This window comes from Aeromonas sp. ASNIH4 (assembly GCF_002934425.1).
Lineage (GTDB): Bacteria > Pseudomonadota > Gammaproteobacteria > Enterobacterales > Aeromonadaceae > Aeromonas > Aeromonas hydrophila.
The window spans coordinates 2,482,130-2,498,287 of sequence record NZ_CP026217.1; the positions used below are offsets into that span (position 1 = coordinate 2,482,130).

Sequence of the window (16,158 nt, forward strand, 5' to 3'; positions counted from 1 at the left end):
ACCGCAGCCAATAAACTGCCAGTCGAAGGCCAACAGGTGTTGGCCTTCGTTTTTTGGTTTTAACTTCCCGAGTTTGTATTGCCTTGAATTAGCAACGCCTCACCCATCCACACGCTGCCAAGCCAGCTGCTGGCGCCCCCTCGTTATCTGACTGTCATCAAGCTGTCATCCCCCGATCACCTGACCGTCACACTTCACCCTCAAACTGGTATATACCAAATCAGTAGCGAGTCGAACCATGACCCAGCCCTATCTGGACATTCAACATCTCAACAAGCAGTTCGGTGCTTTTCAGGCCCTCAAGGGGATCTCTCTGACCATTGAGCCGGGGGAGTTCATCTGCTTTCTCGGCCCCTCCGGCTGCGGCAAGACCACCTTGCTCAGAGCCATCGCCGGGCTGGATCTGCCGGACAGCGGCGAGATCTGGCAAGGGGGGCTCAATATCTCCCAGCTGCCGCCCCAGCAGCGCGATTTTGGCATCGTGTTTCAGTCCTACGCCCTCTTCCCCAACCTGACGGTGGCCCAGAACATCGCCTTCGGCCTTGAGAATCAGGGGCTGGCGCGGGATCTCATCAAGGAGCGGGTCGATCACTGGCTGGAACTGGTGGATCTCACTGCCCAATCCCATAAATACCCGAGCCAGATCTCCGGCGGCCAGCAGCAGCGGGTGGCGCTGGCCCGGGCACTGGCCCTCTCCCCCGGCCTGTTGCTGCTGGACGAACCGCTCAGCGCGCTGGATGCGCTGGTACGCACCCACCTTCGCAGCGAGATCCGCGCCTTGCAGCAGCGCCTTGGCATCACCACCATCATGGTGACCCACGATCAGGAAGAGGCGCTGACCATGGCCGATCGCATCGTGGTGATGGAGGGCGGCCGCATCGTGCAAGTGGGTACTCCGCAGGCGATCTACCACCAGCCTGCCAGCCGCTTCGTGGCAAGCTTCGTCGGCACCATGAACTTCCTCGACACCCTGGTGCTCAGCCCCACTCAGGTGCGCCTCAACGAGCAGCCGCTGCAACTCACCAACCGGGCCGCCGCCGGCAGCAAATTGCAGGTGGCGATCCGCCCCGAGGCAATCACGCTAAGTGCGCCGAGCGAGCCGTATCTTGGGCAACATGGCGTTGAAGCAACCATCGATCAGGTGGAATTTCTCGGCGCCGCCCAGCGCCTTATCTGCACCGCCGACACCTATCTGGGCCCGCAGCCAATTCTGGTGGAGCGCCCGACCCACGAGCTGCCACGCCACGAACAGGGTGGCTGGCGCAGCGGCATGCGCTGCTCACTGCACTGGCCCGCTGGGGCGATGCAGCTGTTTGAAGGAGAGCGCCCATGACGGCCCCCTTCGCGACCTCCTCCCTGTTGCTGCCAGCGACCGCCCGGCAAGACGCCCGCTGGCAGCGGCTGTGTCGCGGCTGGAGCCGGGATCAGCTGCTGCAACTGATCCTGCTGGTGCTTGGCATCGCTCTGCTGGTGGGGGGCCTCTTGCTGCCGCTGCTCACCATGCTGCAAAAGAGCCTGCAGGATGAGAACGGCCTCTGGGTAGGCCTTGCCAACTTCAGCGCCTACTTCGACTCCCCGCATCTGGGGCGCACCATCGGCAACACCCTCTGGCTCGGGGTGCTGATCACCGCGCTGGTGGTGACCATCGCCTTTGGCTACGCCTATGCCCTCACCCGCACCTGCATGCCGGGCAAGGGGTTGTTTCGCCTCATTGGCCTTATTCCGCTGTTGATGCCCTCCCTGCTGCCCGCCATCAGTCTGGTCTACTGGTTTGGCAATCAGGGGATCGCCAAGGGGCTGCTCGGCGGCGAGAGCATCTACGGCCCCATCGGTATCGTTATCGGTCTGGGCTTCTGGTGCTTTCCCCACGCCCTGATGATCCTGATCACGGCGCTGGGCCAGAGCGATGCCCGCCTCTATGAAGCCTCCCGGGTGCTCGGCAGCAGCGGCTGGCGCACCTTTGTCACCGTCACCCTGCCCACCGCCCGTTATGGCCTGCTCAGCGCCGTCATCGCGGTCTTTACCCTCACCATCTGCGACTTCGGGGTGGCCAAAGTGATTGGCGGCCAGTACAGCGTGCTGGCCACCGACATCTACCGGCAGGTGATCGGGATGCAGAACTTCTCGCTGGGCGCCGTTGCCAGCGTCACCCTGCTGCTGCCGGCACTGTTGAGCTTTGCCCTGGAGCACAGGGTGCGCAGCAAGATGCAAGAGCAGAGCAACACCAAGGCGGTGCCCTATCGCCCCAGGCCCCATCGGCTGCGGGATCTTCTGGCGCTCGGCTGGTGCACGCTCTGGGCCCTGCTGTTTCTGGCGCTGGTGGGCATGGCGGTCTACGGCTCCCTGGTGCAGTTCTGGCCCTACAACCTTGGGCTCACGCTGGATCACTACGCCTTTGACAGCAACAGCGTCTATGGCTGGCAGCCCTTTACCAACACCTTGCAGCTGGGCCTCTATACCGCGCTTATCGGTACCGTGCTGGTGATGGTGCTGGCCTGGGCACAGGAGAAGGGGCGCCACTTCGCATGGCTGCGCCAGTTGCTGCATCTGCTCGCCATGCTGTCGCTGGCGGTACCCGGCATGGTGCTGGGGCTGGGTTACATCTTCTTTTTCAACGGCAATCCGCTCTTTGGCAGCCTCTACAGCACTCTCTATGGCACCCTGCCGCTGATGGTGCTCTCCTGCGTCATCCACTACTACACCGTGGGTCATATGACGGCCCTGACCAGCCTCAAGCAGTTGCCCAAGGAGCTGGAGCTGGTGGCCATCTCATTGCGCATTCCGCTCTGGAAGGCGTTCTGGCGAGTCACCCTGCCCACCTCCCTGCCAGCGATCTTGGAGATCTTTATCTATCTGTTCGTCAACGCCATGACCACCACCTCGGCGGTGATCTTCCTCTATTCGAGCGACAGCGTGCTCGCCTCCATCGCCGTGCTCAATATGGAGGATTCCGGCGATACCGCCGCTGCTGCCGCCATGGCCACCTTGATCCTGCTGGCCGCCGCCACCGTCAAGCTGCTCCAGCTCTTTTTGAGCCGCGCCCTGCTGGATCGCACCCAGCGCTGGCGCTACCCATAACCTTGTCGAGGAGTCATCATGTCCACTCTCCCCTTCTGGCTGGCCGAAGCCCTCGCCGCCGAACAACCCGCGCCCCCCACGCCACTTCACAGCATCCACGAGGTCGATGTCTGCATCGTCGGCGGCGGCTTTACCGGGCTGTGGAGCGCCATCACCCTTAAACAGGCTGAGCCTGCCTTACGCATCATGGTGCTGGAAAAAGATCGCTGCGGCAGCGGCGCCTCCGGGCGCAACGGCGGCTGCCTGCTCACCTGGTCGGCCAAATACCTGACGTTAAAGCGCCTCTTTGGCGAAGAGCAGGCTGCCTGGCTGGTGCAAGGCTCCGAGCAGGCGGTGCACGAAATCGCCCGCTTCTGCGAACAGCACCACATAGAGGCGGATCTGAGAGTCGAGGGCACCTGCTACACCGCCACCAGCGAGGCCCAGCGCGGCCTGATGGAGCCGGTGTTGCGGGAGCTACAGCGCACCGACCTTAACCAGTGGCAGGTAATTGCAGAGGGTGAACTGGCGAGCCAGAGCGGCTCCCACGTCCATCTGGAGGGGCTCTACAGCCCCCACGCGGGCTCGGTGCAGCCGGCGCTGCTGGTGCGTGGCCTGCTGCGGGTGGCGCGGAAGCTGGGGGTCGAAGTCTATGAAGGCTCCCCCATGCAGCGCCTCGAAGGGGGCCAGCCTGCGCGGGTGCAGACGCCACAGGGTGAGGTGCGCGCCCGCAAGGTGGTGCTGGCCCTCAACAGCGCTATGACGGCGCACTTTCGCGAGTTTCGCCGCAGCATAGTGCTGGTCTCCTCGGATATGGTGATAACCGACCCCGCGCCGGATGCACTGGCCGCCCAGCAGCTTGCGCACGGCCGCTCCGTGGTGGATGGCCGCACCTTTGTCCATTACTACCGATCCACTGCGCAAGGGCGGCTGATGCTGGGCAAGGGGGGCAACACCTTCGCCTTTGCCAACCGCCATCTGGCCGAGTTCGATGCCCCCAGTCGTTATCTTGTCCCCCTCACCCGCACCCTGCGCCGCTTCTTTCCGGCGCTCAAGGAGGTGCCCATCGCCGCCAGCTGGTGCGGCGCCTCCGACCGCTCGGTAGATGGCCTCCCCTTCTTCGGCCACTGGCGAGGGCAGCCCAACGTTGTCTATGGCCTCGGCTATTCCGGCAACGGGGTGGCGCAAAGCTGGATCGGCGGCCAGATCCTGGCAGCTTTGGTGCGCGATGAAGTGCGGGAGGAGGACAAGCCGTGGCGCGACTGCGCGCTGGTCAGCGGCCCGCGCGGCTATTTTCCGCCCGAGCCATTTCGCTGGCTGGGCGCCATGGCGGTGCGCAACGCCATCCGGCGTAAAGAGCGGGCGGAAGATGAGAACCGTCCGGTGGCCTGGTATGACAAACAGCTGGCCAAACTTGCCGATGCGGCTGGCAAGGCGGACAAATAGGCGCCTTCGCAGCGCTTAGGAAAAAGCCAAAAAGCCGAAGGGGCAGGAGAGTGATGACTCCCCTACCCCTTCGCGGTTGGTACGGCTCGCGGCTGACCCGATAGACAGGCCTGGCGTTAGCTGGCCCAGGTAATGATGTGATCGATCCAGTCGCCGGCATCCACCTCGTGCACCACCTTGCCGCGCACCGACTGACCGGCCTGGTGCATGGCGCTGCGGCTGCCGGTGATCAGCGGGTGCCACTCAGGCAAAGTCTGTCCCTCCGCCAGCAGGCGATAGGCACAGGTAGAGGGCAGCCAGTCATATTCGGCAATCTTGTCGTGGGTGATCTGCAGGCAGTCCGGCTCTTTTTTAAAGCGGTTGCCGTAGTCGGAGCACTGGCAGGTCTTGGTATTGAGCAGGTTGCAGGCCACGTTGGTGAACACCAGCTCCTCGGTGTCCTCGTCGATCAGCTTGTTCAGGCAGCACTTGCCGCAGCCGTCGCACAGGGACTCCCACTCCGTCATGGTCATCTGTTGCAGGCTTTTTACCTGCCAAAAGGGGGCGTTCTGCACGGGTTCACTCTGCTGCATAAAAGGTGGCTCACTCAATACACTGACAAGCGCGTGGTTATACGCCCTATGGCCCGATTTTTCAAGGTTGGTGAAGATCAACATTACAGGGACGGTCCATGAGTCTGTGAGGTATTTCTCTCTTTTCCCATCTCCATGTTTCAAATAGAGAACTACTACCTAATTAGAACATTAATCCAAAATACAGCTTATTTGTACACTCTAAAACTTCTGATGTAGCGCCACTCGCCACCTGCTTCAAAACAATGAATACGCATCAAAAGATCGGGTTCATACTTTTTCATTTGCATCTCAAATAAAACTCGCAGGCGAGGATTTTCCTTTAACCCCTGTGTGGTTTTATTCAGAAATTCTGTGTAACACTCCACCATATCTTTATATTTATGTTGTATGGCATCCTCAATTTTTTGTTCTGAATGAGGTTCGCTTGTATAGATCAGATCTATGCATAAATGAGATTCGTAGGACTGTTTAGAAGAACTAACCGCCTCTTTCATTCTGGCTAAATTCGCATCAAACCGCTTTCTACCCTGTTCGTCATTAGCAAATCGGTCTTCAATTGACAATTCATTTTTGGCCATTTCCAAACATGTGGTAATGGCCATTTTTTCGAAAGAACACGTTTGTTCAAGCGACGACACTGCTTTTTGCACTTCACTGTGAAGGCGAACATAGTCATTTAATTCACCAATTGTGGTGTTAAATGTCTCTAATCCGTCTACTGCCGTTCCTAGAATTGAATCTACACTGGAAAATTGAGAAACATTATTATCAGTTTTTTGTTGTGTATCACGATTTAATTTAAATGGTTTTGCTTTATCATTTCCATCCTTCATTTTTTCTGACGAAAAAAATCCAATTACAAAGAGAAATATAAAAATCCAAATTATTATCTCCATCATCCACCCCATTCCAATATTACTCATATCGTATGTTGTGCTTCATAAACTCAGCATCAACTTACAAAGTGTAATAAATATAGACTGGTGTTAAATCAAATGAAAAACAACATAAAAAAGCCGCCCATCGGGCGGCTTTTTTATTAGAGATAACGGGCTGAAAGGACTTACCAGCCGGTCACTTCGCGCAGGGCTTTGCCGATATCGGCGAGCGAGCGCACGGTTTTCACGCCGGCATCTTCCAGGGCGGCAAATTTCTCGGCCGCGGTGCCTTTGCCACCGGCGATGATGGCGCCCGCATGACCCATGCGCTTGCCAGCCGGAGCGGTGACACCCGCGATGTAGGAGACCACCGGCTTGGTGACGTGGGCCTTGATGTAGGCCGCCGCGTCTTCCTCGGCGTTGCCGCCGATCTCGCCGATCATCACGATGGCTTCGGTCTGCGGGTCATTCTGGAACATCTCCAGAATGTCGATGAAGTTGGAGCCCGGGATGGGGTCGCCACCGATACCGACGCAGGTGGACTGGCCGAAGCCCTCGTCCGTGGTCTGCTTGACCGCTTCATAGGTCAGGGTGCCGGAGCGGGAGACGATGCCCACCTTGCCCGGCTTGTGGATGTGGCCCGGCATGATGCCGATCTTGCACTCACCCGGGGTGATGACGCCCGGGCAGTTGGGCCCGATCATCCGCACGCCGGTTTCCTGCAGCTTCACCTTGACGTCCAGCATGTCCAGGGTCGGGATGCCTTCGGTAATGGTGACGATGAGCTTGATGCCGGCATCGATGGCTTCCAGGATGGCGTCCTTGCAGAACGGGGCCGGTACATAGATGACGGAGGCGGTGGCGCCGGTGGCTTCCACGGCGTCACGGACGGTGTTGAACACCGGCAGGCCCAGGTGAGTGGTACCACCCTTGCCCGGGGAGACGCCGCCGACCATCTGGGTACCGTAGGCAATCGCCTGTTCGGAGTGGAAAGTGCCCTGACCGCCGGTAAAGCCCTGGCAGATCACCTTGGTGTCTTTGTTGATCAGAACGCTCATTATTTGGCCTCCGCTGCTTTTACCACTTGCTGAGCTGCGTCAGTCAGACTCGTTGCGGCGATGATATTGAGGCCGCTGTCGGCCAGTTTACGGGCACCCAGTTCGGCGTTGTTGCCTTCCAGACGCACCACCACGGGCACTTTCACCCCCACTTCCTTGACGGCACCGATGATGCCTTCCGCGATCATGTCGCAGCGCACGATGCCGCCGAAGATGTTGACCAGCACGGCTTGTACCTTGCTGTCGGAGAGGATGATCTTGAACGCCTCGGTCACCCGCTCCTTGGTGGCGCCGCCGCCGACGTCCAAGAAGTTGGCCGGTGAGCCGCCGTGCAGGTTGACGATGTCCATGGTACCCATGGCCAGACCCGCGCCGTTGACCATGCAGCCGATGTTGCCATCGAGCGCCACATAGTTGAGCTCCCACTGGGCGGCGTGCGCTTCGCGGGGGTCATCCTGGGACGGATCGTGCATCTGGCGCAGCTTGGGCTGACGGTACAGGGCGTTAGCATCGATGTTGATCTTGCCGTCCAGGCAGTGCAGGTTGCCCTGGGCGGTGATCACCAACGGGTTGATTTCCAGCAGGGCGAAGTCGCAGTCCAGGAACATTTGACCCAGACCCATGAAGATCTTGGTGAACTGCTTGATCTGCTCGCCGACCAGACCCAGTTTGAAGGCCAGCTCTCGGGCCTGATAAGGCTGCGGGCCTACCAGCGGATCGATGGCGGCTTTGTGAATGAGTTCCGGGGTTTCGTGGGCGACTTTTTCAATCTCCACGCCACCTTCGGTAGAGGCCATGAAGACCACGCGACGGGAGCCACGGTCAACCACGGCGCCCAGATAGAGCTCCTTGGCGATGTCGGTGCAAGATTCCACCAGGATCTTGGTGACTGGCTGACCGTTGGCGTCAGTCTGATAGGTCACCAGGTTCTTGCCGAGCCAGTTCTGGGCGAAGGCACGGATCTCGTCCTTGCTCTTGGCCAGCTTGACGCCGCCCGCTTTACCGCGGCCACCGGCGTGGACCTGGCACTTGACGACCCAGGTGTTGCCGCCAATCTTGTCGGCCGCTTCGGCCGCTTCCTGCGGGGTGGCACAGGCATAACCTTCGGAGACCGGCAGGCCATACTCGGCAAACAGCTGTTTTGCCTGATATTCATGCAGATTCATAGATGCTCTATCCGTGTTGTAGGTATTTCCGTCCGGGGCTCGTGTTTCTCAATCCCCTGTGAAAGAGGCCAAGGTGGCCCCTCGTTATCTTTCTAATTTCACTTTCACTCAGACGTTCCGTCGGGGCCGGGTTGACCCCCGCTTGCCGCCGAACGGGAAGTCCGGCGGCAAGCTTGTGGCGCGAGCCGTCAAGCCCGAGGGCTTGCCGGTCCGGCCGATTTCTTTAGACGTCCAGCAGCAGACGGGTCGGATCTTCCAAGAGCTCCTTGATGGAGACCAGGAAGCCCACCGACTCGCGGCCGTCGATGATGCGGTGATCGTAGGAGAGCGCCAGGTACATCATCGGCAGGATCTCGACCTTGCCGTCGACGGCCATGGGGCGGTCCTGGATCTTGTGCATGCCCAGAATGGCGCTCTGGGGCGGGTTGATGATCGGGGTGGACATCAGGGAGCCGAATACGCCACCGTTGGTGATGGTGAAGTTGCCGCCGGTCAGTTCATCCACGGTCAGCTTGCCGTCACGGCCCTTGCCGGCCAGGTCTTTGATGGCCTTCTCGATGTCGGCCAGGCTCATGTTGTCGCAGTCACGCAGCACCGGGGTCACCAGACCACGGGGGGTGGAGACGGCGATGCTGACGTCGAAGTAGTTGTGGTAGACGATGTCGTCACCGTCCAGCGCCGCGTTCACTTCCGGGTAGCGCTTGAGGGATTCCACCACTGCCTTCACGTAGAAGGACATGAAGCCGAGCTTGATACCGTGCTTCTTCTCGAAGATCTCGCCGTACTGCTTGCGCAGCTTCATGATGGGCGCCATGTTGATCTCGTTGAAGGTGGTCAGCATGGCGGTGGTGTTCTTGGCCTCCAGCAGACGCTCGGCGATGCGCTTGCGCAGACGGGTCATGGGCACGCGCTTTTCGGTGCGACCGGCCAGCGGAGCGACCGGCGCAGCCGGGGCTGCAGCGGCAACCGGGGCGGCGGCAGGCTTGTTGCCACCCTTGATGAAGGCTTCCACGTCTTCCTTGGTGACGCGACCGCCCTTACCGGTACCGGTCAGCTTGGCGACGTCGATGTCATGCTCGGCCACCAGGCGGCGCACGGAGGGGCTCAGGCCATCGGCAGCGTCATCGGCCACCGCTTCGACCGGCTTTTCCTTAGTCTCTTCGCCGGCCACCGGGGCAGGCTTGAGCATGGCGATCAGCTGGCGGGAAAGCACGGTGGCCCCTTCGCTTTGCAGGATGTCGCCCAGCACGCCGGCTTCCGGCGCCGGCACTTCCAGCACGACCTTGTCGGTCTCGATGTCGACCAGCACTTCATCACGGGCAACCAGATCACCCGGTTTCTTGTGCCAAGTGGCGATGGTGGCATCCGCCACTGATTCCGGCAGGTCCGGTACTTTGATCTCGATAGTCATCTAATCAGTTCCTTGTTACTTCTTGGCCAGCAGGCTTGTTCCAGAGTCGGAGAGGGTCGACGCAGCGGCGTGCCCTCTCCTTCGCAACGGGTTTATTCCAGGGTCAGCGCGTCTTCCACCAGGGCTTTTTGCTGCTTGGCGTGGACTGACATGTAACCGACGGCCGGTGAAGCCGACGCCGGGCGACCGGCATAACGCAGACGGGCATGGCTAGGCAGCACGCTGTCGTAATGATGACGGGTGCAGTACCAGGCGCCCTGGTTCTGCGGCTCTTCCTGACACCAGACGAAGTCGGTGACATGGCTGTAGTCGGCCAGGATGGCGCGCACTTCCTCTTCCGGGAAGGGGTAGAGCTGCTCAATTCGCACCAGCGCCACATCTTGCTGCTCGGCCTTGCGACGGGCATCGAGCAGGTCGTAGTAGACCTTGCCGGAGCAGAACACCACCCGCTTGACGCCCTTCGGATCCAGCGCATCGATCTCGCCGATGGCGTTCTGGAAGGTGCCTTCGGCCAGCTCTTCGAGCTTGCTCACCGCCAGCGGGTGGCGCAGCAGGGATTTGGGCGTCATCACGATGAGCGGACGGCGCATCGGGCGCACCACCTGGCGACGCAGCATGTGGAACACCTGCGCCGGGGTGGACGGGACGCACACCTGCATGTTGTGCTGGGCGCACATTTGCAGATAGCGCTCCAGACGGGCGGATGAGTGCTCCGGGCCCTGCCCCTCGTAACCGTGCGGCAGCAGCATGGTCAGGCCGCACATCCGGCCCCACTTCTGCTCGCCGGAGGAGAGGAACTGATCCACCACCACCTGGGCACAGTTGGCAAAGTCACCGAACTGGGCTTCCCAGATGGTGAGGCCGGCCGGCTCGGCGCTGGCGTAGCCATATTCGAAGGCCAGTACCGCGTTTTCGGTCAGCACGGAGTCGTACACCTCGAACGGGCCCTGCTCGTCGTGCAGGTTGCACAGCGGGGTGTAGGTGCTGGCATCGGTCTGGCTGTGCAGCACGGCGTGGCGGTGGAAGAAGGTGCCACGGCCGGAGTCTTCCCCGGTGAAACGGATGCGCGAGCCCTTGTCCACCAGGGTGGCGTAGGCCAGGGTTTCGGCAAAGCCCCAGTCCAGCAGCTTCTCGCCGGCGGCCATCAGGCGGCGGTCTTCGTAGATCTTCTCGACCTGGCGCTGCAGCACGTGAGTGGCCGGGTACTGGCTGATGCGCTCGCCGAGGGACTTCAGATGATCCATCGGCACTGTGCTGTCATAGGCCATGGCCCAGTCGTGGCCCAGATAAGGGGTCCAGTCGACGGAGTGCAGCTCCATCGGACGCCACTCCTTGCTCACCCGCTCACCGCGATCCAGGGTCTCGCGATATTCGTTGACCAAGGTAGTGGCCAGCTCCTGACTGATGCTGCCTTCCGCCACCAGCTGGTCGGCGTAGATCTTGCGCGGGGTCGGGTGCTGTTTGATCTTCTGGTACATCAGCGGCTGGGTCGCACTCGGCTCGTCGGCCTCGTTGTGACCGTGACGACGGTAGCAGACCAGCTCGATCACCACGTCGCGTTTGAAGGTGTTGCGGTAATCCAGTGCAATCTGGGTCACCAGCACCACGGCTTCCGGATCATCCCCGTTGACGTGCAGCACCGGCGCCTGTACCGCCTTGGCGATGTCGGTGCAATATTCGGTGGAGCGCAGATCACGATGGTAAGAGGTGGTGAAACCCACCTGGTTGTTGATGACGATGCGCACTGTCCCGCCCACGCCATAGGCACGGGTCTGGGACATGTTGAAGGTCTCGGCCACCACGCCCTGACCGGACATGGCCGAGTCACCGTGAATGGTGATGGGCAGTACGGTCGAGCCATCCTTGTCACCACGACGGTCCATGCGGGCACGGACCGAGCCGATGACCACCGGGTTGACGATCTCGAGGTGAGACGGGTTGAAGGCGAGCGCCAGGTGGACATTGCCGCCCGGGGTGGCGAAGTCGGACGAGAAGCCCATGTGGTACTTCACGTCACCCGTGCCCCAGGATTCGCCGTGTTTACCGGCAAATTCGTCGAACAGGTCCTGAGCGCGTTTGCCCAGCACGTTGATCAGCACGTTGAGACGGCCGCGGTGGGCCATGCCGATGACGGCCTCTTTGCAGCCCTGCTCACCGGCGCGACGGATAAGCTCTTTGAGCATGGGCACCATGGCATCGCCCCCTTCCAGGGAGAAACGCTTGGCTCCCGGGAACTTGGCGCCCAGGTATTTTTCCAGCCCTTCGGCGGCGGTCAGGCTCTCGAGGAAGCGGGTCTTCTCTTCCAGGGTGTAGCTGCCCGTCCCTTCGATGGATTCGAGACGCTGTTGCAGCCAGCGCTTCTCCTCGGTGGAGGTGAGGTGCATGTAGTCGGCGCCGATGCTGCCGCAGTAGGTTTTCTTCAGCGAGGCATACAGATCGGAGAGCACCATGGTCTCGCGACCGATGGCGTAGGAGCCCACGTTGAAGGTGGCCTCCATGTCTGCGCCCTGCAGGTTGTGAAACGCAGGATCCAGTTCGGCAACGGTTTCACGCGCCCAGAGGCCGAGCGGATCCAGATTGGCGTTTTGATGGCCACGGAAGCGGAAGGCGTTGATCAGCTGCAATACCCGCACCTGCTTGGCATCCACTTGCGGATCGGAGACGGGGGCACTGTAGCGGGAGGGATCCTTGGCCAGGCGACGGAAATAATCGCGGACTCGGGAGTGAGGTTGTTCTATCGCATGGCCATTGACCTGGGGCAGCGAGCTAAACAGGCTGCGCCACTCTTCGGCTACGGACTCGGGGTCTTCCAGAAAGGATTCGTACAAATCCTCAATATAGCTTGCATTCGCACCAGCCAGGTGAGATGACTCCAACCAGGCCTTCATCACGCCGTTATGCATTTCTATCCCTTGTACATCTTGTTCACTGCAGCGCAGCTTGTAGGGTTTAAATAGCCATCCAGCCATGGTGACGGATGGCTATCCAGAGGTCGGGCCTGGCGCGTGACGCCCTGGCCCTGATACTAAACAGCCCGATTGAGCAGCATCGACTTGATCTGACCGATGGCCTTGGTCGGGTTCAAGCCCTTGGGACAGACGTTCACGCAGTTCATGATGCCGTGGCAACGGAACACGCTGAAGGCGTCATCCAGATTACCCAGTCGATCGGTAGCCGCGGTATCGCGGCTGTCCGCCAGCCAGCGATAGGCGGCGAGCAGCCCGGCCGGGCCGATGAACTTGTCCGGGTTCCACCAGAAGGAGGGGCAAGAGGTGGAGCAGCAGGCACAGAGAATACACTCGTACAGGCCATCCAGCTTGGCGCGCTCTTCGGGGGATTGCAGGTGCTCACGCACGGGCGGCAATTTTTCGTCGTTGATGAGGAAGGGTTTGACCTTCTCCCACTGGGTGTAGAACTGGGTCATGTCGATCACCAGATCACGGATCACCGGCAGGCCTGGCAAGGGGCGGATAACGACGTTATTGCCCTTCTTCAGCAGATCGGAGAGCGGGGTGATGCAGGCAAGACCGTTCTTGCCATTCATGTTGAGACCATCAGATCCACAGACCCCTTCGCGGCAAGAGCGGCGGAAGGCGAGCGTGGGATCCAGCTCTTTGAGCTGGATCAGTGCGTCGAGCACCATCATGTCGGAACCTTCAGGAATATCAAGACGATATTCCTTCATATGGGGGACGTTATCAACATCCGGATTGTATCTGTAGACAGAGAATGTGACGTTCATAGGGCTAGCTCCGCAATCAGTAAGTCCGGACCTTGGGCGGGAACGCCTCACGGGTCTTGGGTGACATGTTGACAGCGCGACGGGTCATGGACTCGGTGTCCGGATGATAGAGGCTGTGGCACAGCCAGCTCTCATCGTCACGCTCCGGGAAATCGAAGCGACTGTGGGCGCCCCGGCTCTCGGTACGGAAGTTGGCAGCAACCGCGGTGGCATAGGCCGTCTCCATCAGGTTGTCCAGCTCCAGGCACTCGATGCGCTGGGTGTTGAACTCCTTGGAGGTGTCGTCCAGACGGGCGTTCTTGAGGCGCTCGCGGATGAGTTTCAGCTCGGCCAGCCCTTCAGCCATGGCATCGCCTTCCCGGAATACGGAGAAGTTGTTCTGCATGCAGCGCTGCAGGTCCTTGCGGATCTGCACCGGGTCTTCACCGTCACGGCAATTTTCCCAACGGTTGAAGCGGGACAGTGCGGCGTCGATATCGGCGTCGGAGGCGGCGCGGCCGTGCTCCATCTCGCTCAGGGTGTTGACCAGGTGCATGCCGGCGGCGCGGCCAAATACCACCAGATCCAGCAGCGAGTTGCCGCCCAGACGGTTGGCTCCGTGCACCGAGACGCAGGCGATTTCGCCCACCGCAAACAGACCGACCACCGGCACATCGTTGCCGTCCTTGTCCTGGGTCAGGCACTGGCCGTTCACGTTGGTCGGCACGCCGCCCATCATGTAGTGGCAGGTCGGAATGATGGGGATGGGCTCTTTGACCGGATCCACGTGGGCGAAGGTGCGAGAGAGCTCGCAGATGCCCGGCAGACGGGATTCCAGCACCTCTTTGCCGAGGTGATCCAGCTTGAGCTTGATGTGTGGGCCCCAGGGACCGTCGCAGCCACGACCTTCGCGGATCTCGATCATGATGGAACGGGCCACCACGTCGCGACCGGCCAGATCCTTGGCGTTCGGCGCATAACGCTCCATGAAGCGCTCGCCGTCTTTATTGAGCAGGTAGCCGCCTTCACCGCGGCACCCTTCGGTCACCAGCACCCCTGCCCCGGCGATGCCGGTCGGGTGGAACTGCCAGAACTCCATGTCCTGCACGCCGACCCCGGCGCGCAGCGCCATGCCGACGCCATCACCGGTGTTGATGTGGGCGTTGGTGGTGGACTGGTAGATGCGACCGGCGCCGCCGGTGGCCAGTACCGTGGCCTTGGCCTTGAAGTACACGACTTCCCCGCTCTCCATGTCGATGGCGGTACAGCCGACGATGTGGCCGTCCTGGTTCTTCACCAGATCCAGCGCATACCACTCGGAGAAGACGGTGGTCTTGTTCTTGACGTTCTGCTGATAGAGGGTGTGCAGCAGGGCGTGACCGGTACGGTCGGCTGCCGCCGCGGTACGGGCCGCCTGCTCGCCACCGAAATTCTTGGACTGGCCGCCAAACGGACGCTGATAGACGGTGCCGTTGTCGAAGCGGGAGAAGGGCAGGCCCATGTTCTCCAGTTCATAAACGGCCTCGGGGCCGGTCTTGCACATGTATTCAATGGCTTCCTGATCACCGATGTAATCGGAGCCCTTGACGGTGTCGTACATGTGCCACTGCCAGTTGTCGTCGTGGGCATTGCCCAGCGCAACCGTGATCCCGCCCTGGGCAGAAACCGTGTGAGAACGGGTCGGGAATACCTTGGATAACAGAGCGCAGCTCTTGCCGGATTGGGCAATCTGCAGCGCGGCGCGCATGCCGGCGCCACCGGCACCGATCACCACCGCATCAAATTCACGAGTTGGAATAGTCACCTTACACCCCCCACAGTACAACGAAGCCGGTCATCAGGTAGACGAACAGCACCACTACCAGGGCAAATTGCAGCGCACCGCGCAACCCCACCGGCTTGATATAGTCGGTCAGCACCTGCCACAGACCGATCCAGGCGTGGATCAGTACGCACAGCAGCGCCAACAGGGTGAACACCTTGGTGAAGGTTTTGGCGAAGAAGCCGGTCCACACCTCGTAGCTGATGTCGTTGAACGCGACAAAGCCCACCAGGTAGAGGACATAACAGGTCATGATGAGGGCGGTGGCGCGGATCAGGATGTAATCGTGAACGCCGCTGCGCCCGAAGGTTGCAGAATTGGTTACCATACCAGTACCCCCGCCAATACCGCCAAAACCGCGGTGATCACGAAGGCCACACGGGCACTCTGATTACCGGATTCCAGCTCTTCCCAATAGCCCATGTCCATGACCAGGTGACGCAGTCCGCCCACAATGTGGTAAGCCAGCGCAGTCAGGATCCCCCACAACACGAATTTGACCAGGAAGTTGTCCATGATGGACACCACGGTCTCAAATCCTTCGGGAGAGGCGAGTGAAGTACCAAGCATCCACAGCAAGATTGAGAGCGCCACAAAGGTGATGACCCCTGAGACACGATGCAAGATGGAAGCGATGGCGGTGACAGGAAAGCTGATCGTCTGTAGGTCGAGGTTTACAGGTCTCTGTTTATTTTTCACGGCTTTGCCCACTCAGCTCCATTGAGCACGTTAGTTATTGTTTTTACACGCTTATGAGGGCATGGAGTGGCATTTGTTAGGTTTTTGTTACCAAAACAACTCAGGAAAGCCAAAAATAACATTTTCAATATCACATCTAGCTTTGCGAAAGCGTTTCAAACACCGACAGCCATCACCCACGAGGCGCAGTATATCGGCGGGCTTAACCAATGACAATCAATTAGCTACAAAGAAAACCCAAAACCGTAAACCAGATCTCACAACTCATTTAACAAATCATTAATGATCATCCAGCAAAATTGACAACAGCCCTGAACTCTGTTTC

At 60.1% G+C, this 16,158-nt stretch carries 13 protein-coding genes; 3 read left to right on the forward strand and 10 right to left on the reverse strand.

The window, feature by feature from the left end; all coding sequences use genetic code 11:
* Positions 1-238: 238 nt before the first annotated feature.
* From C2U40_RS11365 to C2U40_RS11375, 3 genes are read left to right on the forward strand one after another with little or no spacing between them, the layout of a single operon-like run.
* A complete protein-coding gene (locus C2U40_RS11365) occupies positions 239-1,333 on the forward strand; it encodes a putative 2-aminoethylphosphonate ABC transporter ATP-binding protein (RefSeq protein ID WP_103826766.1) in 1,095 nt (364 codons plus the stop codon).
* Entirely contained in the window at positions 1,330-3,078 is a 1,749-nt protein-coding gene (locus tag C2U40_RS11370; RefSeq protein WP_103826765.1) for a putative 2-aminoethylphosphonate ABC transporter permease subunit, read from the forward strand. The genes C2U40_RS11365 and C2U40_RS11370 overlap by 4 nt, the downstream gene beginning before the upstream one ends.
* Positions 3,079-3,096: 18 nt before the next feature.
* A complete protein-coding gene (locus tag C2U40_RS11375) occupies positions 3,097-4,503 on the forward strand; it encodes an FAD-dependent oxidoreductase (protein ID WP_103826764.1) in 1,407 nt (468 codons plus the stop codon).
* Positions 4,504-4,619: 116 nt separating this feature from the next.
* On the opposite strand, the gene C2U40_RS11380 is transcribed toward C2U40_RS11375, so the two are convergent.
* From C2U40_RS11380 to sdhC, 10 genes are all read right to left on the reverse strand, one after another.
* Positions 4,620-5,075, reverse strand: coding sequence for a YcgN family cysteine cluster protein (locus C2U40_RS11380; RefSeq protein WP_029301081.1), 456 nt, complete (start codon positions 5,073-5,075; stop codon positions 4,620-4,622).
* A 188-nt stretch (positions 5,076-5,263) separates the two neighbouring features.
* The gene (locus tag C2U40_RS26040; RefSeq protein WP_146054339.1) at positions 5,264-6,001 is read right to left on the reverse strand and encodes a hypothetical protein; all 738 of its coding nucleotides are present in this window, start codon (positions 5,999-6,001) and stop codon (positions 5,264-5,266) included.
* 140 nt (positions 6,002-6,141) lie between these two features.
* On the reverse strand, positions 6,142-7,014 hold the full coding sequence (gene sucD, locus C2U40_RS11385) for a succinate--CoA ligase subunit alpha (protein ID WP_005300222.1): 873 nt from the start codon (positions 7,012-7,014) through the stop codon (positions 6,142-6,144).
* Positions 7,014-8,180 carry an ADP-forming succinate--CoA ligase subunit beta gene (sucC, locus tag C2U40_RS11390; protein WP_016350506.1) on the reverse strand — a complete coding sequence of 389 codons (1,167 nt, stop codon included), beginning with the start codon at positions 8,178-8,180 and terminating at the stop codon, positions 7,014-7,016. Before sucC ends, sucD begins: the two co-directional genes overlap by 1 nt.
* Before the next feature lie 223 nt (positions 8,181-8,403).
* The gene (odhB, locus tag C2U40_RS11395; protein ID WP_011705800.1) at positions 8,404-9,591 is read right to left on the reverse strand and encodes a 2-oxoglutarate dehydrogenase complex dihydrolipoyllysine-residue succinyltransferase; all 1,188 of its coding nucleotides are present in this window, start codon (positions 9,589-9,591) and stop codon (positions 8,404-8,406) included.
* Positions 9,592-9,683: 92 nt separating this feature from the next.
* The gene (gene sucA, locus C2U40_RS11400; protein WP_181014687.1) at positions 9,684-12,494 is read right to left on the reverse strand and encodes a 2-oxoglutarate dehydrogenase E1 component; all 2,811 of its coding nucleotides are present in this window, start codon (positions 12,492-12,494) and stop codon (positions 9,684-9,686) included.
* Between the two features lie 122 nt (positions 12,495-12,616).
* Positions 12,617-13,333 carry a succinate dehydrogenase iron-sulfur subunit gene (locus C2U40_RS11405; protein ID WP_011705798.1) on the reverse strand — a complete coding sequence of 239 codons (717 nt, stop codon included), beginning with the start codon at positions 13,331-13,333 and terminating at the stop codon, positions 12,617-12,619.
* Positions 13,334-13,349: 16 nt separating this feature from the next.
* Positions 13,350-15,116 (reverse strand): succinate dehydrogenase flavoprotein subunit, encoded by a 1,767-nt coding sequence (gene sdhA, locus C2U40_RS11410; RefSeq protein ID WP_011705797.1) that lies wholly within the window; start codon positions 15,114-15,116, stop codon positions 13,350-13,352.
* A 1-nt stretch (position 15,117) separates the two neighbouring features.
* Positions 15,118-15,462 carry a succinate dehydrogenase, hydrophobic membrane anchor protein gene (gene sdhD, locus C2U40_RS11415; RefSeq protein WP_011705796.1) on the reverse strand — a complete coding sequence of 115 codons (345 nt, stop codon included), beginning with the start codon at positions 15,460-15,462 and terminating at the stop codon, positions 15,118-15,120.
* A complete protein-coding gene (gene sdhC, locus C2U40_RS11420; protein WP_011705795.1) occupies positions 15,456-15,845 on the reverse strand; it encodes a succinate dehydrogenase cytochrome b556 subunit in 390 nt (129 codons plus the stop codon). The genes sdhD and sdhC overlap by 7 nt, the downstream gene beginning before the upstream one ends.
* Between the last annotated feature and the right edge of the window lie 313 nt (positions 15,846-16,158).

Excerpts from the sequence above, each read along its gene's own strand:
- C2U40_RS11365 (WP_103826766.1), top strand. The coding sequence starts at position 239 with ATGACCCAGCCCTATCTGGACATTCAACATCTCAACAAGCAGTTCGGT.
- C2U40_RS11370 (WP_103826765.1), top strand. The coding sequence starts at position 1,330 with ATGACGGCCCCCTTCGCGACCTCCTCCCTGTTGCTGCCAGCGACCGCC.
- C2U40_RS11375 (WP_103826764.1), top strand. The coding sequence starts at position 3,097 with ATGTCCACTCTCCCCTTCTGGCTGGCCGAAGCCCTCGCCGCCGAACAA.
- C2U40_RS11380 (WP_029301081.1), bottom strand. The coding sequence starts at position 5,075 with ATGCAGCAGAGTGAACCCGTGCAGAACGCCCCCTTTTGGCAGGTAAAA.
- C2U40_RS26040 (WP_146054339.1), bottom strand. The coding sequence starts at position 6,001 with ATGAGTAATATTGGAATGGGGTGGATGATGGAGATAATAATTTGGATT.
- sucD (WP_005300222.1), bottom strand. The coding sequence starts at position 7,014 with ATGAGCGTTCTGATCAACAAAGACACCAAGGTGATCTGCCAGGGCTTT.
- sucC (WP_016350506.1), bottom strand. The coding sequence starts at position 8,180 with ATGAATCTGCATGAATATCAGGCAAAACAGCTGTTTGCCGAGTATGGC.
- odhB (WP_011705800.1), bottom strand. The coding sequence starts at position 9,591 with ATGACTATCGAGATCAAAGTACCGGACCTGCCGGAATCAGTGGCGGAT.
- sucA (WP_181014687.1), bottom strand. The coding sequence starts at position 12,494 with ATGCATAACGGCGTGATGAAGGCCTGGTTGGAGTCATCTCACCTGGCT.
- C2U40_RS11405 (WP_011705798.1), bottom strand. The coding sequence starts at position 13,333 with ATGAACGTCACATTCTCTGTCTACAGATACAATCCGGATGTTGATAAC.
- sdhD (WP_011705796.1), bottom strand. The coding sequence starts at position 15,462 with ATGGTAACCAATTCTGCAACCTTCGGGCGCAGCGGCGTTCACGATTAC.